The 23,860-nt window shown below is 37.3% G+C and carries 18 protein-coding genes; 15 read left to right on the forward strand and 3 right to left on the reverse strand.

The genetic code is table 11. The features are described 5' to 3' along the window. Positions 1-15 precede the first annotated feature (15 nt). Complete coding sequence (locus ABXH06_RS06155; RefSeq protein ID WP_353517627.1) at positions 16-2,553, forward strand: EAL domain-containing protein; 2,538 nt, start codon at positions 16-18, stop codon at positions 2,551-2,553. 94 nt (positions 2,554-2,647) lie between these two features. On the opposite strand, the gene aroG is transcribed toward ABXH06_RS06155, so the two are convergent. Further along, complete coding sequence (gene aroG / locus ABXH06_RS06160) at positions 2,648-3,703, reverse strand: 3-deoxy-7-phosphoheptulonate synthase AroG (RefSeq protein WP_353517628.1); 1,056 nt, start codon at positions 3,701-3,703, stop codon at positions 2,648-2,650. A gap of 208 nt (positions 3,704-3,911) precedes the next feature. On the opposite strand from aroG, the gene add reads away from it, so the two are divergent. The 3 genes from add to deoD all read left to right on the forward strand — a co-directional run bounded on the left by add (position 3,912) and on the right by deoD (position 6,055). After that, entirely contained in the window at positions 3,912-4,910 is a 999-nt protein-coding gene (add, locus tag ABXH06_RS06165; RefSeq protein WP_353517629.1) for an adenosine deaminase, read from the forward strand. A gap of 114 nt (positions 4,911-5,024) precedes the next feature. Continuing rightward, positions 5,025-5,195: a XapX domain-containing protein gene (locus ABXH06_RS06170; RefSeq protein ID WP_311575896.1), complete on the forward strand. Its 171-nt coding sequence runs from the start codon at positions 5,025-5,027 to the stop codon at positions 5,193-5,195. A 155-nt stretch (positions 5,196-5,350) separates the two neighbouring features. Further along, positions 5,351-6,055: a purine-nucleoside phosphorylase gene (gene deoD / locus ABXH06_RS06175; RefSeq protein WP_311575899.1), complete on the forward strand. Its 705-nt coding sequence runs from the start codon at positions 5,351-5,353 to the stop codon at positions 6,053-6,055. A gap of 94 nt (positions 6,056-6,149) precedes the next feature. Here the strand turns inward: deoD and ABXH06_RS06180 are convergent, their stop codons facing one another. Continuing rightward, entirely contained in the window at positions 6,150-8,408 is a 2,259-nt protein-coding gene (locus tag ABXH06_RS06180; RefSeq protein ID WP_353517630.1) for a TonB-dependent receptor, read from the reverse strand. Between the two features lie 84 nt (positions 8,409-8,492). Continuing rightward, positions 8,493-9,713 carry a phosphopentomutase gene (locus ABXH06_RS06185; protein ID WP_353517631.1) on the reverse strand — a complete coding sequence of 407 codons (1,221 nt, stop codon included), beginning with the start codon at positions 9,711-9,713 and terminating at the stop codon, positions 8,493-8,495. A 224-nt stretch (positions 9,714-9,937) separates the two neighbouring features. Here ABXH06_RS06185 and udk point away from each other — a divergent pair, with 224 nt between their 5' ends. The 11 genes from udk to ABXH06_RS06240 all read left to right on the forward strand — a co-directional run bounded on the left by udk (position 9,938) and on the right by ABXH06_RS06240 (position 23,820). Continuing rightward, positions 9,938-10,576, forward strand: coding sequence for a uridine kinase (udk, locus tag ABXH06_RS06190; protein ID WP_311577397.1), 639 nt, complete (start codon positions 9,938-9,940; stop codon positions 10,574-10,576). 45 nt (positions 10,577-10,621) lie between these two features. Beyond that, positions 10,622-11,866, forward strand: a complete 1,245-nt coding sequence (locus ABXH06_RS06195) for a NupC/NupG family nucleoside CNT transporter (protein ID WP_353517632.1) — start codon at positions 10,622-10,624, stop codon at positions 11,864-11,866. 11 nt (positions 11,867-11,877) lie between these two features. Next, a complete protein-coding gene (gene deoC / locus ABXH06_RS06200; protein WP_353517633.1) occupies positions 11,878-12,666 on the forward strand; it encodes a deoxyribose-phosphate aldolase in 789 nt (262 codons plus the stop codon). Positions 12,667-12,715: 49 nt separating this feature from the next. Further along, positions 12,716-13,291: a thymidine kinase gene (locus tag ABXH06_RS06205; RefSeq protein ID WP_353517634.1), complete on the forward strand. Its 576-nt coding sequence runs from the start codon at positions 12,716-12,718 to the stop codon at positions 13,289-13,291. 51 nt (positions 13,292-13,342) lie between these two features. Further along, on the forward strand, positions 13,343-13,969 hold the full coding sequence (gene upp, locus ABXH06_RS06210; RefSeq protein ID WP_311575926.1) for a uracil phosphoribosyltransferase: 627 nt from the start codon (positions 13,343-13,345) through the stop codon (positions 13,967-13,969). Continuing rightward, complete coding sequence (locus tag ABXH06_RS06215; RefSeq protein ID WP_311575930.1) at positions 13,956-14,783, forward strand: substrate-binding periplasmic protein; 828 nt, start codon at positions 13,956-13,958, stop codon at positions 14,781-14,783. Before upp ends, ABXH06_RS06215 begins: the two co-directional genes overlap by 14 nt. Before the next feature lie 132 nt (positions 14,784-14,915). Then, on the forward strand, positions 14,916-15,587 hold the full coding sequence (locus tag ABXH06_RS06220) for a transporter substrate-binding domain-containing protein (protein ID WP_311575933.1): 672 nt from the start codon (positions 14,916-14,918) through the stop codon (positions 15,585-15,587). Between the two features lie 466 nt (positions 15,588-16,053). Next, positions 16,054-17,523, forward strand: a complete 1,470-nt coding sequence (locus ABXH06_RS06225; RefSeq protein WP_311575938.1) for a NarK family nitrate/nitrite MFS transporter — start codon at positions 16,054-16,056, stop codon at positions 17,521-17,523. A 4-nt stretch (positions 17,524-17,527) separates the two neighbouring features. Beyond that, on the forward strand, positions 17,528-19,312 hold the full coding sequence (locus ABXH06_RS06230) for a bifunctional protein-serine/threonine kinase/phosphatase (protein ID WP_353517635.1): 1,785 nt from the start codon (positions 17,528-17,530) through the stop codon (positions 19,310-19,312). A 200-nt stretch (positions 19,313-19,512) separates the two neighbouring features. Next, entirely contained in the window at positions 19,513-21,729 is a 2,217-nt protein-coding gene (locus tag ABXH06_RS06235) for a molybdopterin oxidoreductase family protein (protein ID WP_353517636.1), read from the forward strand. Positions 21,730-21,870: 141 nt separating this feature from the next. Continuing rightward, positions 21,871-23,820 carry a DmsC/YnfH family molybdoenzyme membrane anchor subunit gene (locus tag ABXH06_RS06240; RefSeq protein ID WP_503012487.1) on the forward strand — a complete coding sequence of 650 codons (1,950 nt, stop codon included), beginning with the start codon at positions 21,871-21,873 and terminating at the stop codon, positions 23,818-23,820. Positions 23,821-23,860: the final 40 nt, after the last annotated feature.

Genomic DNA, 23,860 nt, shown 5'->3' on the forward strand with positions numbered 1-23,860 from the left:
CAGAATGTAGCGATAGTGATCATTTTACTCTTAATTACATTCATCTTAGTTAATGTCACTTCACGACTCATTGCTATCGACGATAAGCAAATAAGCAATCAAGCATTTTCGGTAACATCAAGCTATTTTATTGATCAATCGAATAACATCAAGCTTGCTGATATAAACAATCAGCAGCAATTATTTACGCCAGTTGCACTGAATGAAATTCCCTTTGAATTAGCAAAGCATACTTATTGGATAAAAATACAAGTTGCGAATAAAACCAACCAATCACTGCCTCTCGTGTTGTATGCCGATAATAGTATGTTGGATGTTTTTGATATTTATCAGCCCAATAAAACTTACGGCATTAAACAAGCACCCATTCATACCGATTTATTAGCAAGTGAAAAAGGCAAATACAGTTTACACAAAGTTTACCCACACTTGGCCTTTGATTTAAGGTCAAAACAAAGCAAAGAATTTTTGTTAAAAATCGAAACACAAGGCCCACCCAACGTACCTTTAATGGTACTAAATAATGATGATTTTTCACAAAGAATGTTATACGCACAGATATTTTATGGGGCATTTATTGGCTTAGCGATTTTAATGGCAATGTATAATTTAGTGCTATTTTTTGCGATAAAAGACAAAGTTTATCTGGTTTATATTGGTTACTTATTATCTGCCTTTTTTGTGTTATCTAGCTTAACGGGTTTTGGTTACTTCATTTTTAGCGCATCAGTTCAAGCATTTATTAATCAATATTTATTGTTTATCGATTATTATCTGGTGATATTTTTACTGGTATTTACCTTACTATTTCTTCGTTATGATCAACAAAATAACAAAACCTATCAAATAGGTTTAGTGTTAACCGCTTTACTAGGTATATGCTCATTTTATTCATTAACACTTGATACCATCGCTCAAACAAAACTGTTTTTCTCAATTCAGCCTATCTTTTATTTTTTTGCTTTGTATATGTTGCTAAGGCGACTTCATCAAGATTTTTCTTGGGCAAAATATTATCTCTTATCTTGGGTTCCTTTATTTATTGGAGCTGCAATACAGCCACTAGTTTTACTTAATTATCTAGAGTATTCATTTATCACTCGAAATGCTTTTCTCTTTGCTATTTTAATTGAATTAACTTTAATGGCATTTGCCCTTGCAGAACGAATGAAGCGCAATGAAAAAGATAGATTGAACGATATTACTTATCACATCAGTAGTGGTTTACCGAGGAAATCAAATATTGAAAGTTTTATTAATCAATTAATTAAACAAAAAAATCAAGATTTCAAGGTCTTAGCAATAAAACCTGAGCATATAGAAAAAGTCAGCTTATACATAGATGATGCAATATTGACCGAGTTATACCAAAAGCTATTTTATAAACTTTCTTCCTTGTTTCAATTTAACGATAAGGTATACGCGCTAACGGAAAAAGGCGAAAAAATCTGTTTAATCAACAACAATGCTTTAATGATCATCATCGATATAAAACAAAAACAACAATCTATCGATGAGCTTATTGATGCAATTCAACAAACGGTGGCAGACAATTATCAGATTAAATCCATTAAACTTCCCCTTTCCGCGGTTGTTGGTATTTCGGTATTTTCAGAACAAACCAAGAAAAGTCATCAACTCATTAATCAAGCTCTCCTTGCCGCGAATAATGCAGAATCGCTCCATCAAAAATGGAGCTATTTCGAAGATAATTCAACAAAGGAAAACACCTACTTTTTACAATTAACCAGCGAATTACAATCTGCAATAGAAAACAATCAATTGGAAGTATTTCATCAAGCTCAAATCGATTTAAGCACTTTAAGAGTGTGTAGCAGTGAGTGTTTGATCCGTTGGAATCACCCCACACAAGGGTATATTCCTCCCACAGTATTCATTCCTATTGCTGAAGATATGGGATTAATTAATCAATTAACCTTATGGGTCGTTAAAACAGCACTACAACAACAGTACCTTATCTCTCATGATTATGGTTTTAACCATATGATATCAATAAACATTAGTGGTAAAGACATTGCTTCACAACACTTTTTTACGCAGGTAATTGATATTATTGAAGACTCTACAATTTCTGCTGATAAATTAATTTTTGAATTAACCGAATCAGCTTCTTTCGCTTATAACGAACAATCACTTTCATTACTTGAGAAGCTTGTCGATTTAGGTATTACTATCAGTATTGATGATTTTGGTACAGGGTATTCATCAATGTCACAAGTAAGTAATTTACCATTTCAAGAATTGAAAGTGGACCGACAATTTGTAGAGAATGTTAATGATGACCGCAAACGCAAAATCATCGCCGAAGCGACAGTAAAAATGGCGAAAGGTTTAGGGTTAGAAGTTGTTGCCGAAGGTATCAATAGTCAAGCTGATGAAGATACTTTAAGAAGCTTTGGCTGTGATATTGGCCAAGGGTATTACTACGCAAAACCTCTTGCCATTGATGATTATATAAGTTGGTTAGAAAATTTAGATAATGGGCGAATCAAACAAGCCGTTCAAGGTGAGTTTATCCCTGCAGAAAAGTAATAATAATCAGGCTAACAGTTAATTTTAATCTCACAAAGGTATAAAAAACGCATCCAAAGGATGCGTTTTGACTAAATTATTGATATTGAGTTCGTTACACGTTTCGTCTTTGTCCAACCGCTTCATTTAATTGTGCTAATAACTTTTCGGTATCACTCCATCCAATACAGGCATCAGTGATAGATTGTCCGTACGTCTTAATTTCACCATTGACCATGTCTTGACGGCCTTCAACTAAATGACTTTCAACCATGACCCCAAAAATATTGTCATTCCCCGAGGCTATTTGTGCGCTAACGTCGTCACAAACCTTCATTTGATTTTCAAACTTTTTACTGGAATTACCATGACTAAAATCTATCATAATTTTGGAATTTAATTTTGAGGCGGATAATTGATCCGTCACTTGCTTAACGCTTTGTGCATCATAATTTGGCGTTTTCCCACCACGTAAAATAATGTGGCAATCTTTATTACCCGTAGTTTGCACGATTGCTGAGTGGCCAAATTTTGTAACCGACAAAAAATGATGCGATGCACTTGCTGAACCAATGGCATCTATCGCTATTTTAATCGTACCATCGGTACCATTTTTAAAACCAACAGGACAAGACAAGCCAGACGCGAGTTCACGATGAACCTGACTTTCAGTCGTACGTGCACCTATTGCGCCCCAACACATTAAATCACCAATATATTGAGGAGTGATCATATCTAAAAACTCACCAGCGGTCGGTAATCCCATATCATTTAAATCGGTTAATAGCTTACGTCCAATGCGTAACCCATCGTTTAAATGAAAACTGTTATCCATATAAGGGTCATTGATCAACCCTTTCCAACCAACGGTAGTTCGTGGTTTTTCAAAATAAACACGCATGACAATTTCTAAATTTTCTTTATATTTTTCACGCAGTTGCACTAACTTTTCGCCGTACTCTATCGCGGCTTTTGTATCATGAATAGAACAAGGACCAATAACGACAAGCACTCGATCATCTTGATGATTAAATATTTTGCTGATCGCATTTCTAGCAGAAAAAATCGTTTTAGAAGCTTTTTCTGATGCAGGAAATCGTTCCAATAAAGCAACTGGTGGTAATAATTCTTTGATTTTTGCGATACGAACATCGTCATTTTGGTAGGACATAGTCATTTCTCTTCTTGCTTACAGCTTACTTTTTTAATTCATTTAATCTTATATTTACGTCTAGACGCCTAGATGATTAACCCACCATTAATTTAGCAGTGTTATAGTACTAATACCAACATAAAATAGTGAAAAGACGATATAATAAAGAATATATTATCCCTTTAAAGAACAAGGGTTCGCTTATCATGAAAAAGGAATGAAAATTATGATAAATCCGACATTACCTCTAATCGATTTACATCGTCACTTAGATGGTAATATTCGAGCAAAAACCATCTGGGAACTTGCTCATAAACACGAAATTGTATTACCTGTTGAGCAGTTTGACGACTTTATTCCCTATGTACAGATCATTGACAGCGAATCAAACTTGTTAGCTTTCTTGCAAAAATTAGATTGGGGAGTTGCTGTATTAAAAACTTTAGACGATTGTAAACGCATTGCCTATGAAAATGTCGAAGATGCCTTTAACGCAGGGATTAATTACGCTGAGCTAAGGTTCTCCCCCTATTACATGGCAAAAAGTCATCAATTAAACACGGCTGATGTCGTTGCTGCAGTGATTGATGGCGTTCGATTAGGCATGAAAGAGTTTGATGTCAAAATTAATTTAATTGGTATTTTAAGCCGAACCTTTGGTGTTGAAAAATGTCAGCATGAATTAAACGCTATCCTCGCTCATAAGCAGGCAATCACCGCCGTAGATTTAGCCGGTGATGAATATAACTTTCCTGGCGAATTATTTGTTGAACATTTCAAGCAAGTTACAAAAGCAGACCTGCAAGTCACGGTTCATGCAGGTGAAGCAGCTGGTAGCGAAAGTATTTGGCAGGCAATACAAGGGTTAAACGCGAATAGAATTGGTCATGGAGTAGCGTGTCAGCACGACAATAAACTAATGGATTATATGCGTGACAACGACATTGCTATTGAATCTTGTATTACTTCAAATTATCAAACGGGAACCGTGACCGATATAGACAATCACCCTATCAAAACATTTTTAGCCAATGAGTTATTGGTCTGCTTAAATACTGATGATCCTGCGGTGCAAAATATCGAGTTAAAACATGAATTTAATCTAGCATCAAGCAAATTAAAGTTAAATGATAGCCAAATTAGTCAATTACAACAAAACGCACTGAACGCGAGTTTTTTATCTGAAAACGAAAAACAAACCTTGCTAAAACAAAAACAAAATTGAAATAATACGTCCCTTAAGCGTTTTCATTTATTGAAGAAATAAGAACGCTTAACATGTAATGAATGATGTACAATCGCACTTCATTAACCATTTACAATAAAAACAGGAGGTTAAATGACAGAAATATTATTAGCATTATTTGCTGGTGCCATCGTCGGCATTTTATTTTCGTTAATTAAATTACCGTTACCTGCACCACCCGTGTTATCTGGTATTGCAGGAATTGTCGGCATTTATTTAGGCGGAATGGCTTATAGCTGGATTATCGAACGCTTTTTTAGTTAAAATAAACAGGTATAAATTCTAAAATCAACTAGAATAACAAAAGTAAAACTAACACCCTTCAGTAAAACACCCTTGATAGCAGCTTGCACATACTAATGCGCTGGCTAGAAACTTACTGAGACATAAAAATATAAGTAATTATAAGGTTATATCTCATGGCAACACCCCATATAGAAGCAAAAGAAAATGAATTCGCAAAAACGGTTTTAATGCCGGGCGACCCACTTAGAGCAAAATTTATTGCCGAAAACTTTTTAGACGACGCAAAGTGTATTACCCGTGTGCGCAATATGTTCGGTTACACCGGCACTTATAAAGGCAAACCAATTTCCGTGATGGGCTCAGGCATGGGTATTCCATCAATCTCAATATACGCAACAGAATTATATAAAGAGTACGGTGTAGAAAATATCATTCGCATTGGCTCATGTGGCGCAGTAAGAGACGATATTAAAGTACGTGATGTTATTGTTGGCATGACAGCAAGTACCGACTCAAATGTTAATCGACAACGATTTAACAACATGGATTTTGCCGCCAGCGCTGATTTTTCACTTTTACAAAAAGTAGTAAATACCGCTGATAAAATTAATAAAAAAGTGCATGTAGGTAATGTATTTACTGCCGATTTATTCTATACCCCACAACCAGAAATGTTTAAAAAAATGGAAGACATGGGAATTTTAGCGGTTGAAATGGAAGCGGCTGGTTTATATGGCGTTGCGGCTGAATTAGGTAAAAAAGCGTTAGCCGTATTTACCGTCAGTGATCATATTAAAACCGGTGAACAAACCTCAGCTGACGAACGTGAAAATACCTTTAAAGATATGATGGAATTAACCTTAGAAAGTATTCTTTAATCATTTACATGATATCAAGACATAAAAAAGGTTGGCGACTAAGCCAACCTTTTTATTTTGTACTGCATTAATTAAGTACATCTATACAAACTAATTAGTAAAAATCAGCTTTGAATTCAAGTCCCCAAAATACTGGCTCATTAACATAGCCAGTTAAGTTGTTGAAATCGATAGCACCTGTTAACTGCTCTTCATCGGTAATATTTCGACCAAAAGCTGCTACTTCGTAATCAGCCGACTCACCTGACCATTGATAGCCAACACGAATACCGCCTTCTAATAATGCATCACCGGTAAATTCTGTAGATTCATATAAAAAGAAGTTTACTTTGCTTCGATATGACCAATCTGAATAAACATAAAGCTCACCATTTTGTACTTCCTTCGACCAACGAAGCGCTATATTACTGATCCATTCAGGCGATTGCGGTAATGGATTTCCGTCAATTATTGCTTGGCCATCTCCACGAATCGTATCAGTGACCGTACAACCACCACCACAAGGAGCAACACCAATTGAACCATCTTGAAGCTCAGTATTGTTATAACTTACACTGCCGGATAATACTAAATCAGCATTGATAAACCACTCGCCGTCTAGCTCAAAACCATAACCAACCGCTTTATCCGCATTTAATAAACGCGCTAAGTTACCTTCACCACCAACAGCCGTTAATTGTTGATCACTGACTTGATAATAAAAAATTGCACCATCTAAACGTGCCATATTATCTGCGCTAACGGTTTTAAAACCCGTTTCACCTGAAAGTACCGTTTCTGAATCTGCAGTCGTTGCATTTCCTGAAAACAATAAGTTACGACCTTGAATACTTGGCGCACGATAACCTCGGGCAATACGAGCATAAACATTGGTCTCATCTGTCCATTTATAACTTAAGCTTAAATCACCGCTGACTTGTGAATCATCAACTGATGATTTTTCGCTAAAGCTTGGCGCGCCAAAAGGCGACTGAACTAACGTACCATCCCAATCTCGTTCGTCATTTGAATAACGTAAACCACCATTTAAACTTAATTTATCAGAAAGTTCGTAATCCCATGAACCAAATACCGCCCATGCAGTTGTTTGCATATTCTGTACTGCGATACCGTTCTGAGCACCGTTGGCCAATGTGTCAAAGCTTAGGTTATTGATCGTTAAGTCTTCATCAAAATAGAAAAACCCAAATTGATAATCTAATTGACCTAATTCATTGCTCGCAACGCGTATTTCTTGTGTTATTTGCTTATGATCAGGCATTGCCGCGCCCGTTTCAGAAGGGAATGGGATAAAACCTGGTCCCATGTAAGGTAAGAATGAGGCTCCGTAACCACCATCAATATCACCTACCGAGAACATTTCCGCTGATTCATAGCCACTAACAGACGTTAACGTGTGATTCCCCATATCATAAGATAACTTTAAACTTGCGCCTGACATTTCGATTGTTTGGTTATTACGACTAGCGGCATCGTGGTAAACCACTTCGCGATCAAAGTCAGAAACTAAATCGTTGGTACCCGGCTTAATAATATTGGCGCGAAAAACACGAGCATCGGCTTCAGCGTCTCTGAAATGATAATTAAAAAGTGCGTTAAACTTATCACTTGGCTCCCAAAGTAGTTGAATACGTCCGGCTGTTTCGCTGTAACCACCTAACTCATCTTTTGCTTCAAAGCCAGGTGCTTCGTTGTCAATCCAATCATCACGATCTTGCTGTAATAATGATACACGTGCAGATAAATCATCGGTTAAACCACCGCCAACCGCTAATCTAAAGTCAGTTGAACCGTAACTTCCGACACTAGCAGAAACAGAAGCATCAAAATCTTGTGTAGGCTTTTTCGACTGAACTTTAATAATACCTGCGGTAGTATTTCGACCAAATAAAGTCCCTTGAGGACCACGTAATACTTCTACGCGCTCAAGATCAAACATTGGCATACCTTTGGTTAATGAGTTTTCTAATACCACATCATCATAAACTAAAGAAACAGGTTGAGAGGCTAATAAATCAAAATCTGTATTACCTAAACCACGTATATAAAAACGTGGGAAAGTACGACCAAATGAAGACTCAATTAATAAACTAGGTACTTTGCCTGATAACGCACGAACATCCATACCTGATGAACCTAAGATTTCCATTTTCTTAGTCGATAAAGCCGACACAGCAATTGGAACATCTTGAACATTTTCAGTTCTTTTACGCGCAGTAACTTGAATAACTTCAATTCCTACTACTTCTTCTTGAGCTTCTTCGGCTATTGAAGTGGCTGAATAGCCTAACGTGGTAGAAAGTATTGCAGCTTGCACACTAGTGGCAAGCGTAGTTCGTCCGAACAGTTTCATGTAGTTCTCTCCCAAGGACTCATTAGTGTTATATAGTTAAAAAGAATTTCTTATAATCTAAGACATTATAGCGAGTGTTTTGAATTAATTGTGTTTTTTAAATAAGTTTTTATAAAAACTTTGACCATATTCAAGCTTTTCAAGATTAAACATTTCAGCGATGGTTTGCCCTAAATCGGCAAAAGTTGAACGTTCACCGAGATCAACCGACGCAATATCATGATGATAAGCCAACATTGGTACGTACTCACGTGTGTGATCATTACCGTGCCACGTAGGGTCACAGCCGTGATCTGCGGTTAAAAATAATACATCGTCATTATTCATCGCCGCGTAAATTTCAGGAAGTCGTTTATCAAACGCTTCAAGTGCTTTTGCGTAGCCAACTGCATCTCGTCGATGACCAAAATCTTGATCAAAGTTCACTAAATTAGTAAAGATTAAACTGTTATCTTGTGCACTAGTTAAATGTGAAATGGTAGCATCAACTAAAGCATCAATACCGGTTGCTTTTGTTTTTTCACTGATCCCTTGGTGAGCAAAAATATCGGCTATTTTACCCACACTGATCACATGTCCGCCGGCCTGACAAAATTTGTCTAAAACGGTCGGCGCAGGTGGTAAAACAGAATAATCTCGTCGATTTCCCGTTCGGAGAAAATCATCAGAATTTTCGCCAACAAACGGTCTAGCGATGACGCGACCAATATTATAGCCATCCAGTAATTCACGGACGGTTTCACAATAGCTATATAGGTTATCTAAACCAAAATGTTCTTCATGAGCTGCTACCTGAAAAACACTATCTGCAGAGGTGTAACATATAGGTAAACCCGTTTTGATATGTTCATTGCCTAACTTAGCAATAATATCCGTGCCTGAAGCATGACAATCACCTAAAATTCCAGTAAAACCCGTCGCATTATTGATCGACTCAATCAACTCTTTTGGAAAACTAGGCACCGTTTTAGGAAAGTAGCCCCAATCAAATAATACAGGCACGCCTGCCATTTCCCAATGACCACTTGGTGTATCTTTACCGCTACTAATTTCAGCAGCATAACCATACGCTCCTTGGGTTAAACCGTAATTTTCGATAGGAAAAGTTTCTTTACCCGCCGCTAAACACGCATCTACCAACCCCATAGAAGCAAGGTTTGGCAGTGAAATTTTTTGCTGAGTTTGTTCAAAGTAATATTGTGCAAGATGAGCGAAAGTATTTGCAGGAACATCGCCAAATTTGTCAGCATCGGGCGCATGTCCTATGCCAAAACTGTCCATTACTAAAATTATTGCTCTAGCCACATTTCACTCCAAAAATTGATTTTATTTAATTTACTTCATGACCAACTAGTCAAGTTATGCTAATTTAGCACTAATCAATAAATAGTTATAGCGTATCGAGTCATTTGCTACGTTAATATTGAGTATAGATTGGTAATTAAATTATACTTAGCCAACAAAAATGTATTTTATTTCATTACTTTTATTTAATTTTAGTTCTTTTAAGGCAACTAGCATTGCAAACGATTAAACCAACAATTATTGCTATCACCGGCGCTTCAGCTTCAGGAAAAACCCTCTTTGCCCAAACGATTTATGATGAACTATTAGGTGAATTCGGCGAAAATAGTATCTCAATCATCAAGGAAGATGCTTATTACCGCGCACAAGATCATTTACCTATGGCTGAAAGAGAGCAAACTAACTATGATCACCCCGATGCTTTCGAACATGAATTACTCTCTGAACACTTAACCCAACTATTGAATAATCAATCGATTGAAACACCTATTTATTGCTATCAAACGCATACAAGGACAGATCAAACAACACCTTTGAACCCAACGTCTATTATATTAGTCGAAGGGATATTGCTTTTTTCTAATCATACGTTACGCGACTGCTTTGATATTAAAGTGTATATGGATACGCCTTTAGATATTTGTTTGATCAGAAGAATTCAACGTGACACTGTTGAGCGTGGCCGCAGTATCGAATCAATCACTAATCAATATATTAAAACGGTTCGACCAATGTATTATCAACATATTGAACCAGAAAAATCTTGGGCTGATTTAGTGATCACCAAAGGCGGTAAAAATAGAATGGCAATAGAAGTATTAAAGGCGAAAATTCGTCAATTAATTAATCAGTACCAAAAATAACCTTATTCCACTAACCACAATAATAAAATATACAAAGAGGTTTTTATGAATTTAGCGGCACTGCATGGCGTAATTGGCATCATAGCTTTATTACTCGTCGCGTATTTTTTTTCCAAAGATCGTAAAGCTATCAACTTTAGAACCGTTGGCTTAGCCTTTCTTTTACAACTAATATTAGGCGCATTTGTACTTTATGTACCTTTTGGCAAGGATCTGCTTGGCTCATTCACCAATGGGGTGCAAGGTGTTATTGATAGCGCTAAAGCTGGAATAAACTTTCTCTTTGGCGGCTTAGGCACAGATGCGATGTTTGAAAATGGCGTTGGATTTGTCTTTGCGGTTCGTGTTCTTCCTGTGATTATATTCTTTTCTTCACTTATTGCCGTGTTATATCACCTGAATATTATGCAATGGGTGATCCGGATCATAGGTGGTGGATTACAAAAACTCCTTAAAACCAGTCAGCCAGAATCATTATCTGCTACGGCGAATATTTTTGTTGGCCAAACCGAAGCGCCATTAGTGGTACGCCCTTATATTGCAAAAATGACACAATCTGAGCTGTTTGCCGTGATGGTAGGTGGATTAGCATCTGTAGCAGGTTCAATATTAGCGGGTTACGCTGGCTTAGGCGTAGAACTTAAATATCTCATTGCTGCCTCATTTATGGCGGCTCCTGGTGGATTATTGATGGCAAAAATAATCCTACCAGAAACTGAACATGACAAAATTAACACAACCAATATCGACATTCCTGAAGATGAAGATAAACCCGTGAATGTCATTGACGCTGCTGCATCAGGCGCAGCTTCAGGATTAAAACTTGCCGTAAATGTTGGCGCTATGCTATTAGCCTTTATCGCTATCATCGCTTTACTAAACTCCTTAGTTACTGGAGTCACTGGGGCAATGGGATTTGAAGGTATCACTATAGAATGGATTTTAGGTTACTTATTTGCACCATTTGCTTTTTTAATTGGTGTACCTTGGGATGAAATGCTACAAGCGGGTAGTTTTATCGGACAAAAAATTGTCGTCAATGAGTTCTTTGCCTATGTCAATTTTGTTGAAATAAAAGACACACTTAGTCCTGTTACTCAAGCTATCATCACGTTCGCGTTATGTGGTTTTGCTAACTTATCGTCAATTGCCATATTACTAGGCGGTATTGGTTCAATGGCACCTAATCGACGTCCTGACATTGCCAAGTTAGGCATGAAGGCCATGCTTGCTGCAACACTTGCCAATTTAATGAGTGCCGCTATCGCTGGTGTATTTATCAGTTTATAAGAGAATTGAATATGTCTTCACAAAAAGAGATTGCCAAACTTGCCTTATCGTTAATGGATTTAACCAGCTTAACGGACCAAGAAACTGAGCAAGATATCATAAACTTATGTAAACAAGCGAAGTCGACAGCGGGTGATACGGCTGCAATTTGTATATATCCTCGCTTTATTCCTATTGCGAAAAAACAACTTGCATCACAAGGTAGTAATGACATTAAAATTGCTACAGTGACCAATTTTCCACATGGCAGTACCGACATCATTCAAGCGGTAAAAGAAACCGCTGAAGCAATCGCCTTAGGCGCTGATGAAATTGATGTCGTCTTTCCTTATCAGGCCTTAATACAAGGTAATGAGCAAATAGGGTTTGATTTAGTACATGCTTGTAAACGTGCTTGTGGTAGTCATATTTTACTGAAGGTTATTATTGAATCGGGTGAATTAAAAACCGAAGAACTGATCACCAAAGCGAGCGAAATAGCTATTAAAGCGGGTGCTGATTTTATAAAAACCTCAACCGGTAAGGTGGCAATAAATGCGACACTTCCTGCGGCAAAAACCATGTTAACAGTTATTCAACAGCTAAACCCCAATATCGGTTTTAAAGCCGCTGGTGGAGTAAAAAATGTTGAAGACGCCGCGCAATATCTCACCTTAGGTATGGATATTTTAGGTTCTTCATGGCTTAGCCCTACTCATTTTCGTTTCGGTGCCAGTGGTTTACTTAATAATTTATTATTAACGCTTAGTGCTGATGAAACATCAGCAAATAACGTTAACCAAGACCAATCAATTTATTAAGAATCGATTGATTATTTCATTATTTACAACTTCATTTAACAGATAAACCATGGCCCAATTATATTTTTACTATTCAACGATGAATGCGGGTAAATCTACGCATTTATTACAATCTTCTTATAATTATCGTGAACGCGGTCTAAATACTGTTTTATATACAGCGCTAATTGATGACCGCTTTGCCCAAGGCAAAGTATCCTCACGATTGGGGATCAATGCCGAAGCAAAATTGTTTGATCAACAAAGCAATATTTTAAATGAAGTGACCCAACTCAAACAACAAAATCACATTGATTGTGTCTTAATCGATGAAGCACAGTTTTTAACCACTGAGCAAGTAAAACAGTTAACTGATATTGTTGACCATTTAAAAATTCCGGTTTTAGCCTACGGCATTAGAACTGATTTTTTAGGGCAAACTTTCAATGGCAGCGCTGCCCTACTTGCTTGGGCGGATAAACTTATTGAACTGAAAACTATCTGCCATTGTGGTAAAAAAGCTAATTTTGTTATTCGTCGAGATGTCAACGGAAAGCCTGTGACTAACGGACAACAAATTGAAGTAGGCGGAAATGAAAAATACGAATCTTTATGTCGTAGTCACTTCAAAGCACTAGTTTGGTAAAAATAGTTAAGTATTCTACAGTTAAATAAGTTTCACATTATAGGATAACTCATGGCGGTATATGCTAGTAATCACCCCTTAGTAAAACATAAAGTAAGTTTACTTCGTGACGATAAAATATCAGTTAAGTCGTTTAGAGAACTCACTAAAGAGCTTTCAGTGTTACTGACAATAGAAGCAACGACACAATTAACATTAGCAAACAAACCTTTAACCTGTTGGTCAGGCGTAATTTCTGCCCCTTTATTAGCGGAGAAACAACCGACCTTAGTACCAATTCTTCGCGCTGGTTTAGGTATGCTTGATGGTGCATTATCAATTTTACCTTGTGCTAAGGTGAGTGTGGTCGGTCTTAAACGAGATGAAGAGACCTTACAACCTATCAGTTATTATCAAAATATTGTTAATGATGTGAGCGAGCGACAAGCCATAATCATCGACCCTATGTTAGCGACGGGCGGTACGGCTTTAGCGACTCTTAATTTATTAAAACAATCTGGTTGTAAGCACATTAAAGCAATATTTTTAGTTGCTGCGCCCGAAGGCATAAAAATTTTACAAGAAGCTCACCCTGATGTAGATTTATTTATAGGCATGATAGATAAAGAATTAAATGAACAAGGCTACATTTTACCAGGTTTAGGTGATGCGGGAGATAAAATTTTTGGTACTTTATAAGTTAGAGCATAAGTTAAGCAACTGTAAATTAACGTTTAATCGTGGCTTTTTGTTCAATGTTTATAAAGTCATTATCTCGTTTTTTTTCTGCTTAATTAGCTTGCAACTAAATGCCAATGAACAAGCTGCACAACCAGAAATCACGTTTTATACTGAAGTTTACCCGCCAGCAAATTATTTTGAAAATGGCGAATTAAAAGGCATAACGGTTGATACGCTAAAAGCCATTTGGCAAGAACTTAAACAACCTGAACAATTTATCAACATAGTGCCTTGGGCAAGAGGTTATCGTAATACTTTAGATAAACCAAACAGCGCCTTATTCACTATGTCTAGAACACCACCACGTGAAAAGTTATTTAAATGGGTAGGGCCTATTTTTAATTCCACTCATGTCATAATGACGAAAAAATCAAATCAGTTTAACTTTACAGAATTAACTCAATTATTTGAATACAAAGTTGCTGCAGTCAGAGGCGATATTTCTGAGATATCACTGATAAAATTAGGCTTTCCAAATCAAAATATTGCAAAAGTCACTGAACTCAAACTTGCATATAAAATGATGGAAACGGGTCGCGTAGACATGTTAGTTGCAACAATTCATGGCTTCCAACATTTAGCGCAACAACTTAATTTTGATCATACCAAATATGAAAATGTATGGCAGGTAAACAAGTTCGCCAATTATATTGCTTTTAATATTGAAACACCTGATAGCATTATTAAACAATACCAAACTGCCCTCAATAATATCAGCGAAGAACATTTGCAAATTAAACAGAAATATAAATTAGCCCTTGAAGAGTATTAATCGAAGTGTTTTTTCGTAGTATTCGTGTTATTTTCTTCCTCACAAGTTATCATTGTTATAATTGCTTCATTTGAAATGGTTAACCCAAAGTAACATTTATATTTTTCAATTTAATTGTGATAAGGATTGAAAATGCATAAAGTTTTAATACCTTTACTGGTTTTTGTTAGTTTCGCCTGTCAAACACAAAGTATCCGTGTCGGCGTACCAAATATTGACCATAGTAGTTACTCAAAGGGAAATATCTCCGCTAACGTTTTTGAGCATAAGCCGCTGTTTAAATGCATGGAAGACAGTTTGCAAACAGCTATAGATTGGCAAGGCTACCCCCTTTTAAGACTGATGAAAATGGTCGAAAATAATAAATTGGATGCAAGTTTCCCCTTAATTTTTAATCAAGAGCGTGATAAAAAAGCTCACCGCAGTGAATATGTCAATGATGGGGTTTACTCTTGGGTAGCCATAGACGAATCCGTTGATATGGCCGACCGAGAATTAGACGTTGGTGCCATGCGCGGCTCAGCACAACATAGCAAATTATCCGCTTTAAATTATAAATATATATATCTCTCTGATGAACACAGCAAGTTATTTACATTATTATTGGCTAGGAAACTAAAAGTGATCGTGATCTCAAAGTTTATTTTAGATAAATTTAGGCTAGAACACCCCGACACTAAGCTAACAATAAAAAAACAATTTGGTTTTCAAGTAGGTTTTTATATGTCGCCACAGTATCATGCCAATAACGCCAATAGTTTTAATAAAGCAATAGCAGAATGTCGTCATTTATTTATCATTTAAAAGAAAACAGATACGAATGCTAAAGCGACGTTTAGCCTGCTGCTTCAGACCCCTTCTCAGCTACATTGCTGACTTAAGTAAAATATCAAGATTAACATTCATTAGCATTCAACAAAATACCTTCTACTGTTAACTAAACTGAGCCGTTTGAGTGGTCTCGTTGGTTATCTCGATAATCCACCCACTTCGTCTCAATTTCAATTGAACAATCAAAGTCTCTATCATAGCTAACTGCCTATGGAAAAATACAATGAGATGAAATAAAAGACACTTATTCGAATACTTACCCTATTAACATGCACTTAAAACGTGCAAAAGTTCTCTAGAAGTGCAAATCACATTGCACCTTAAACGAAGCATCATGTATAAACCCTTGTTTTTAAAGGGTTAAATTTATTTCACTGCCGTGGCACTCACTTTGCTTTACTGATATTAATTAAGATGAATCAATATTTGGGAGAATATAATGAGTGGACAAGCAGGTTTTAAACTCTGGTCATTCACAGGAAAAATAAAAATTTTACACCTAAGCTGGATGGCATTTTTTATTACGTTTGTCGTTTGGTTTAACCATGCTCCGTTATTAGCGGTTATTGGAGACAGCTTAGGATTAAGCAGTAGTGAAATTAAAACATTACTAATTTTAAACGTTGCTTTGACAATCCCCGCGCGGGTGATTATCGGTATGTTAACGGATAAGTACGGCCCAAGACTCACTTACTCGTTTATTCTCTTTTTCTGTAGTATTCCTTGTTTTATGTTCGCTACAGCAAACAACTTTGAACAAGCCGCTATATCTAGATTTTTACTAGGTTTTATCGGGGCAGGTTTTGTCATCGGTATTCGAATGGTCAGCGAATGGTTCCCTGTTAATGAATTAGGTACTGCTGAAGGTATTTATGGTGGCTGGGGCAATTTTGGCTCAGCTGCGGGCGCTATGTCTTTACCTGCCATTGCATTAATTTTTGGCGGAGAAGACGGCTGGCGATACGCTATTGGCCTGTCAGGTTTGATGAGTTTAGTCTTTAGCTTTGTTTGGTATTACAATGTAACGGATACACCTAAAGGCTCGACCTATTTTAAACCAAAACAAACAGGTGCGATGGAAGTAACCAGTGTCGGAGACTTTTGGTTATTATTAATCATGAAACTTCCTATGTATGGTGCGCTTACCCTTCTTGCTTGGAAACTTTCACCAAGTGGTGTGAGTTTACTAACCGAAACTACCACATTAATCGCATATGTATCACTAGTGGCTTTATATCTTTTTGAAGTAAAACAAACCTATAAAGTCAATGGTCATATATTTAAAAAACCAGTCGATAAGATTCATCAATATAAATTTAAACAAGTAGCAGTCCTGAACGTGTTGTATTTCGCAACATTCGGCTCAGAGCTTGCTGTTATTTCAATGTTACCGTTATTTTTCGCCGAAGTGTTTGAATTAGATATGGTTTACGCTGGTTTACTTGCATCCATGTATGCTTTTATGAATTTAATGTCTCGCCCAGGCGGCGGTTGGCTCAGCGACAAATTTGGCCGTAAGAAAACGTTATTGATTTTAACAGCAGGTTTAGCATTAGGTTATTTCACTATGTCGACTATAGATAGCAGTTGGCCTCTTGCCTTAGCCGTTGTTGCAGTAATGGCGTGTTCGTTTTTTGTTCAAGCTGGTGAAGGTGCGGTATTTGCGGCTGTGCCTCTAATTAAACGTCGTTTAACAGGGCAAATAGCAGGCATGACCGGGGCATACGGTAATGTTGGAGCCGTAGTATATTTAACGGTATTGTCTATGGTAAGTTATCAAACATTCTTCTTAGTCATAGCTGCCACCGCTGTAGTTGGCTTTATCACACTACTCTTTATGGAAGAGCCAAATGGCACTATCACAGAAGTAAAAGAAGATGGTTCAATAGAGTTAATTAATGTAACTTAACGAGATGACAACACAGCAAAACACCTCAACACTTAACAAAGCCAATATAACTGCATTACAGTTAAGTTTTGGGGGCGATTCACGCAAAGGGATCAAAGATGAAAATCAAGATGCCTTTGCGGTTTCTTATCCTACTCATTCAGTGTTATCAGCTAAAGGTGCAATTGCAACTTTAGCTGACGGAGTAAGCAGCGCAAGTCATGCCGCCAAAGCAGCCCAGCTTGCGGTAACTCAACTTATTCAAGATTATTATGCAACGCCTGAAACTTGGTCTACCGAAAAATCGGTGTCAAAAGTACTCACCAGTTTAAATCAATGGTTATTTTCACAATCTGATAATATCGACTTGCATGATAACTCGATGCGTAACCAACAATGGTTTACTACCCTTTCCTCGCTTATTATCAAATCAACAACCGGTTATATTTTTCATATTGGTGATACTCGAATTAGTCGATTAAGAGCAAACCAGTTTGAAATAATCACGCAAGATCACAATAGAAAACAAGGCAACCAAAGTAATATTTTAACGCGGGCACTAGGAGCAGATAGTCGCCTAAGAGTTGATTATCATAAAATTGATGTGCAAAACGACGATATTTTCATTATCAGTTGTGACGGTGTTCATGATTTTGTCGACAAAAAAACAATCACTCAAATGTTAACTACACTAACTGAAAAACCGACGAATCAGGAGTTAGAAGCGGCAAGTAGAGCCATCACAGACACTGCAATAAATAATGGCAGTGATGATAACGTCAGTTGTTTATTAGTACATGTAGCGCAAACACCTAATCGTCAGTTAAGTGAAATAGAAAGGGATATTAGAGAAAGAGCCATTCCTCCTGTGATGGAACCTGGAATGAAAATTGATAATTACATTATTGGAAAGGCGATACATTCCAGCACGCGTTCACATTTATATTTGGTTGAAAATATTCTCGATAAACAAACTTCGGTGCTTAAAGTACCGTCTTTAAATTTTAGTGACGACAGCCTTTACCTACAAGGATTCATGCGAGAATCCTGGGTAGGCGAACGAATTAATCACCCTAACATAATGAAGGTCACCTCAGATTGTCATGACAGTCGATTTTTATACCATATTTGTGAATATATCGATGGTCAAACGTTATCTGAATGGATGCACGATAACCCTTCTCCTAGTATCGCACAGGTTAGAGATATCATAACGCAAGTTATTTCAGCATTGCGTGCATTCCAACGACTTGAACTTGTTCACCGTGATATTAAACCCGACAATATTATGATCGATAAATACGGACAAATTAAGCTGATAGATTACGGTACAGTTTCTATCGCTTCGTTAGACGAAGACATTAACTCGATTAAAGATGACGTACCACAAGGCACGTTAAATTATATAGCGCCAGAAACCTTGCTATCCATGCAGTCTAGCAATATGAGTGACTTATTTTCATTAGGGGTTATTTGCTATGAAATGTTAACCGGCGAATTACCATTTAAACCAATGAACAGAGCAGAAGTCACGCAAACAGGTTTTCAAGATTGGCAATATCGCAGTATCAAACAGTTTCGTCACGATATCCCTTTTTGGTTAGACCTTTGTTTAAAACAATGCACTGAGCCAGATCCCAGTTTACGTTATCAGGCGTTTTCAGAGTTTCAAAAAGACCTTACTAAACCAAATTTATCTGCCATTGAAGAATATAAAAAACAGCCGATACTACAACGAGATCCGATAAAATTCTGGCAAGGCATGTCTGTGATCCTTTTTGTCTTACTGATAATTTCGCTAACCAATTAATATTCATCGTTTTGTTCAAAATGAACAAGCTAACATCGGTTAATAATCTACCCGCACCATCATAGCGCAAAAGCCCTGTTATAGTTCAACACACCTAGCTCAGAAACACATTAATCATTGATATTTAAAGAATTTATTTTCGGTGCGATTATTGCAAATCACAGACACACGCACTTTAAATTTATAAATTGGAATACGCTATGTTGTTTGGGCGAAAGAAAAGAAAACCTATTTCTATTCCTGCTAAAAAAGTAAAAGAGTGGAAATATACCACTTGTAATTATTGTTCTACCGGTTGTTCAATAGAGATCGGATTAGACGAAAACAAAAAGCTTGTTACGTCAAGAGGTCATGCGGGCGCAGATGTAAATCGCGGCAAATTATGCATTAAAGGTTTACTTGAACATGAATTGTTTGAAAGTCCTGGTCGTGGTACAACACCATTAATCAGAAATAAACATTATGATAAATTTGAGAACACCTCATGGGACCACGCTTTAGATACCACCGCAGAACAAATAAAAAAGATACAAAACAAATACGGACGCGACGCATTCGCTATTATCTCAACCGGACAGCTTCTAACTGAAGAATTCTATACGCTGGGTAAACTTGCCCGCGGCTGTATTGGTACAAATAATTATGACGGTAACACCACACTATGTATGGCGTCAGCGGTAAGCGGCTATAAAAGAAGCTTTGGCTCTGACGGTCCTCCTGGCTGTTATGATGATTTTGAACATACTCATTGTTTTATGGCGTTTGGTTCCAACCTACCTGAACAACACCCTATTATTTACTGGCGATTAAAAGAAGCATTAGAAAAAAGAAAATTTCCCCTTATTGTTGTTGACCCTCGCGTAACAATGTTAGCGCAATTTGCTGATATTCATTTACCCATCACCCCCGGTACAGACTGTGTTTTAATTAATGCCATGATGTATGTGATCATTAATGAAGGATTGCAAGATCAAGCTTATATCGACGCACATACTCAAGGTTTCGAAGAAGTTAAAGCCTTAGTTCAAGATTATGACCCTAAATCTGCACAGCATATTTGTGGCATTGACGAAGATAAAATTCGTACTGTAGCAAGGTTATACGCCAAAGCGCCTGCAGCAATGAGCATTTGGACAATGGGGATTAACCAATCAACCCATGGCTCTGACGGTGTTGCCAATATCAATAACTTAAACTTAATTACCGGCAACATAGGTAAACCAGGTGGCACAAGTTTATCAATTACCGGCCAGTGTAATGCGATGGGCACACGCGAATGGTCGTCATGTTCTGGTTTACCCGGTTATAGGTATTTGGAAAACGCCGATGACCGACAAGAAATTGCAGACTTTTGGGGCATTGATCCTGAGTTCTTCCCTAAAAAACGTGGCTTAGCTGAAACTGATATTTTCCCTGCGATTGAAACAGGCGAAATTAAAGGCTTATGGATAGTCGCAACAAACCCAATGACGTCAATGCCAGACACAAGTCGAATTCGTAAAGCACTAGAAAAGCTAGATTTCTTAGTTGTGCAAGATGTCTATGAAGATGTTGAAATGAATGAATATTCTCATGTCTATTTTCCTGCTGCTGTTTGGGCTGAAAAGCAAGGCTGTCACACCAATACAGAACGTCGCGTCAACTTAATTGACAACGCACTTGAACCTTTCGCTGAATCAAAGCCAGACTTTTGGATATTTAACCAAATGGCAAAACGTTTTGATAATGGCAATATTATTCATTTTCCTGACGAACCAGAACAAGCGTTTAATGAAATGAAACACCTTTCTAAAGGCACAAATGCCTACGGTAATGAAAGAACGTTAGATATATCAGGTATGAGCTATGAAAAAATCATCAAAGCACGCGGTATACAATGGCCTTATAGCGAAGAGACTGATGCTGAATCCAACAGTTTAAAAGGTGATCCGCGCTTATACACTGACGGTAAATTTCAAACAAAATCAGGTAAAGCGAATTTATTACCGATCAAGTTTTTTAATAACAATGAACAGCCCTGTAAAGACTACCCTTTCTGGCTAAACAGTGGCCGTGTTGTTGAGCATTTTCACACACGAACGCGTACCGGAAAAATAGGTAACTGTAATAAATTCAGCCCAACTCCGTACATGGAAATGAACCCTGATGCGGCAATTGAATTAGGTATTGAGCATCAAAGTTACGTGCGATTAACTTCACGCCGTGGTGACGCCGTGGTTATGGTGCAATTAACTCAGCGTGTTCCGCGCAATATGGTGTTTATCCCGTTTCATTTTCACGACTGTGTTAACCGCCTAACACTGGGTTTATTAGATCCTCATTCAAGACAGCCGGCGTTTAAACAAGCTTCTGTGAGAATTGAAAAAGTCGATCAAAAAGAAGCTGGCCAATTAAACGTTGAACGTCGCGCATTTTAAAAAGAATTAAATCAATAAGCGTTTAGTCAGAGCTTATAAGGCATTAAGATGAATAATGTAACTATTACTAAAGAAATAGATAAAAAAATAGAATCTCAAAGCGACGCTGATTTAAGTGTTGGCAGCTTTGATCCTTCAACCATGACAGTGAGCTCTCCTGAACAAGAAGGTCGTTCTAATCATTGGGAAGTGAGAACGCAAGAACAAGGTTATGCTTTTCTTCCAACGCATGAAGACAAAAGTGAAATAAAAGAAAAAAATAGATACGGGCAATTAATTGATTGTGTAGACCTTTCTGGCTTACCGAAAGAACGCTCAATGTTTATTAATGAAAACCCCGAAGTAGGCACAAACCCAAATCGTAATAAACAACATGGTTTTTTCTTCACTGCCGATAACTGTATTGGTTGCCACGCTTGTGAAGCGGCCTGTTCAGAGAAAAATGAAAACCCCGCTCATTTAGCGTTTCGTTCAGTAGGTTATGTTGAAGGGGGTTCTTACCCTGATTACAAGCGTATGAACATATCTATGGCATGTAACCATTGTGATGACCCTGTTTGTTTAAAAGGTTGCCCAACAAAAGCGTATACCAAACATGCAGAATATGGCGCAGTTTTACAAGATCCTGAAACCTGTTTTGGTTGTGGTTACTGTACATGGGTTTGCCCATACAATGCCCCACAACTTGACCCGGTAAAAGGACAAGTATCAAAATGTAATATGTGTGTTGACCGTTTAGAAGTAGGGTTAAAACCAGCGTGTGTTTCAGCTTGTGTTGGTAACGCATTAGATTTTGGCGTAATCGAAAATACCCCAGAAAACCGAGAACAATGTAAAACCAGTATTCCGGGTTTTCCTGATCCAGAAATTACTCATCCAAATATCCGTTTTCAACAAACAAAAACTTTACCGGATGAAATGAACCGTACCGATTCTATGCCGGTAAAATATCATAAAGATAAAGAAGGTAACTATAAGCCTGTTATCGATCAAAAAGCAGGAAAAGCTAAACATTGGAATTTAGGAAAACTTAACAGTAGAGAAAATCCATTAGTACTATTTACCTTATTTGCTCAAGCAGCATTTGGTACGTTTTTAATTCCATTTTTAGCGGCATTATTTGGCGTTGAAGCGTTTACTGTTTTCGTAAAATCAGAGATGTTTTTACCGCTAACGATTATTTCGTTACTAATGACAGCGTTTGCGTTATTAATGAGTGTTACTCATTTAGGTAAACCTATGCGCTTTTACCGCGGATTTAATAACTTAAGATATTCACCAATGGCACGCGAAGGTTTTGGCTTAGCCATGTTCTCTGTGGGTTGTGGTTTAACTGCATTATTTAGCTTACCAATGAACGAGTGGGTAAATGAGTTAAGCGTCGATTTATTCGCAGTAAACTTAGTTGAATTAACGAATGGTCTGCCATTAATTAATCTACAAGTGTCGGCTGGTATATTTGCCTTACTCGCTGGTACTGGCGGTATTTACTATATGAATAAGTGTTACCAAATTAAAGCTCGTCCTTTTTGGCATCACATTCAAACGGCAACGTCATTTTTAGGGAATAGTTTATCGTTAGGTGCATTAGTGAGTGGCGTTATTGTACTAGCAACACTTATCGTTTCTGGCCGTTCTGCTGAATTAACGAACCAAGCATTATTAGTATTTACCAGCGTATTTACCTTAGGGTTATTACTAGAAGGTATCGGCTTAATTAAACATAACAAAGACTTAAATAGTAGTGATAACGAAGGTGGCGCTGCACATTACATTCAATGCACCACTTTTGGTAAAACGTACGTATTTAGAAATACCCTACTCGCTTTAAACACGTTAGCAGCAGTTGGGCTTTTAACGGCTAATATTTTAGGCTTTAATGATATTAATTCATTATTAGTATTATGGAGTGTTTTAGCGCTAGTGAATTGTGCAACCGCCGTTATTGGTAGAGCTTTGTTTTATATTCTTGTTATTCCAACGACGATGCCGGGTGCATTTTTCTGGAAAAACAAAGGATTCGAGCAACATGCTAGAGATATTGGTTTAGCTGACAACCCTGCTACAGGTGTTGCGCCGTTAGCCCATTAATATAAAGCTTACGCAATTAACAAGCAGTAATAAGTAAATA

It is taken from the genome of Thalassotalea sp. SU-HH00458 (assembly GCF_040362795.1).
GTDB classification, from domain to species: Bacteria; Pseudomonadota; Gammaproteobacteria; order Enterobacterales; family Alteromonadaceae; genus Thalassotalea_H; species Thalassotalea_H castellviae.

Coding starts and splice junctions, on each gene's coding strand:
- aroG (WP_353517628.1), bottom strand. CDS start 3,703: ATGTCCTACCAAAATGACGATGTTCGTATCGCAAAAATCAAAGAATTA.
- add (WP_353517629.1), top strand. CDS start 3,912: ATGATAAATCCGACATTACCTCTAATCGATTTACATCGTCACTTAGAT.
- ABXH06_RS06170 (WP_311575896.1), top strand. CDS start 5,025: ATGACAGAAATATTATTAGCATTATTTGCTGGTGCCATCGTCGGCATT.
- deoD (WP_311575899.1), top strand. CDS start 5,351: ATGGCAACACCCCATATAGAAGCAAAAGAAAATGAATTCGCAAAAACG.
- ABXH06_RS06180 (WP_353517630.1), bottom strand. CDS start 8,408: ATGAAACTGTTCGGACGAACTACGCTTGCCACTAGTGTGCAAGCTGCA.
- ABXH06_RS06195 (WP_353517632.1), top strand. CDS start 10,622: ATGAATTTAGCGGCACTGCATGGCGTAATTGGCATCATAGCTTTATTA.
- deoC (WP_353517633.1), top strand. CDS start 11,878: ATGTCTTCACAAAAAGAGATTGCCAAACTTGCCTTATCGTTAATGGAT.
- ABXH06_RS06205 (WP_353517634.1), top strand. CDS start 12,716: ATGGCCCAATTATATTTTTACTATTCAACGATGAATGCGGGTAAATCT.
- upp (WP_311575926.1), top strand. CDS start 13,343: ATGGCGGTATATGCTAGTAATCACCCCTTAGTAAAACATAAAGTAAGT.
- ABXH06_RS06220 (WP_311575933.1), top strand. CDS start 14,916: ATGCATAAAGTTTTAATACCTTTACTGGTTTTTGTTAGTTTCGCCTGT.
- ABXH06_RS06225 (WP_311575938.1), top strand. CDS start 16,054: ATGAGTGGACAAGCAGGTTTTAAACTCTGGTCATTCACAGGAAAAATA.
- ABXH06_RS06230 (WP_353517635.1), top strand. CDS start 17,528: ATGACAACACAGCAAAACACCTCAACACTTAACAAAGCCAATATAACT.
- ABXH06_RS06235 (WP_353517636.1), top strand. CDS start 19,513: ATGTTGTTTGGGCGAAAGAAAAGAAAACCTATTTCTATTCCTGCTAAA.
- ABXH06_RS06240 (WP_503012487.1), top strand. CDS start 21,871: ATGACAGTGAGCTCTCCTGAACAAGAAGGTCGTTCTAATCATTGGGAA.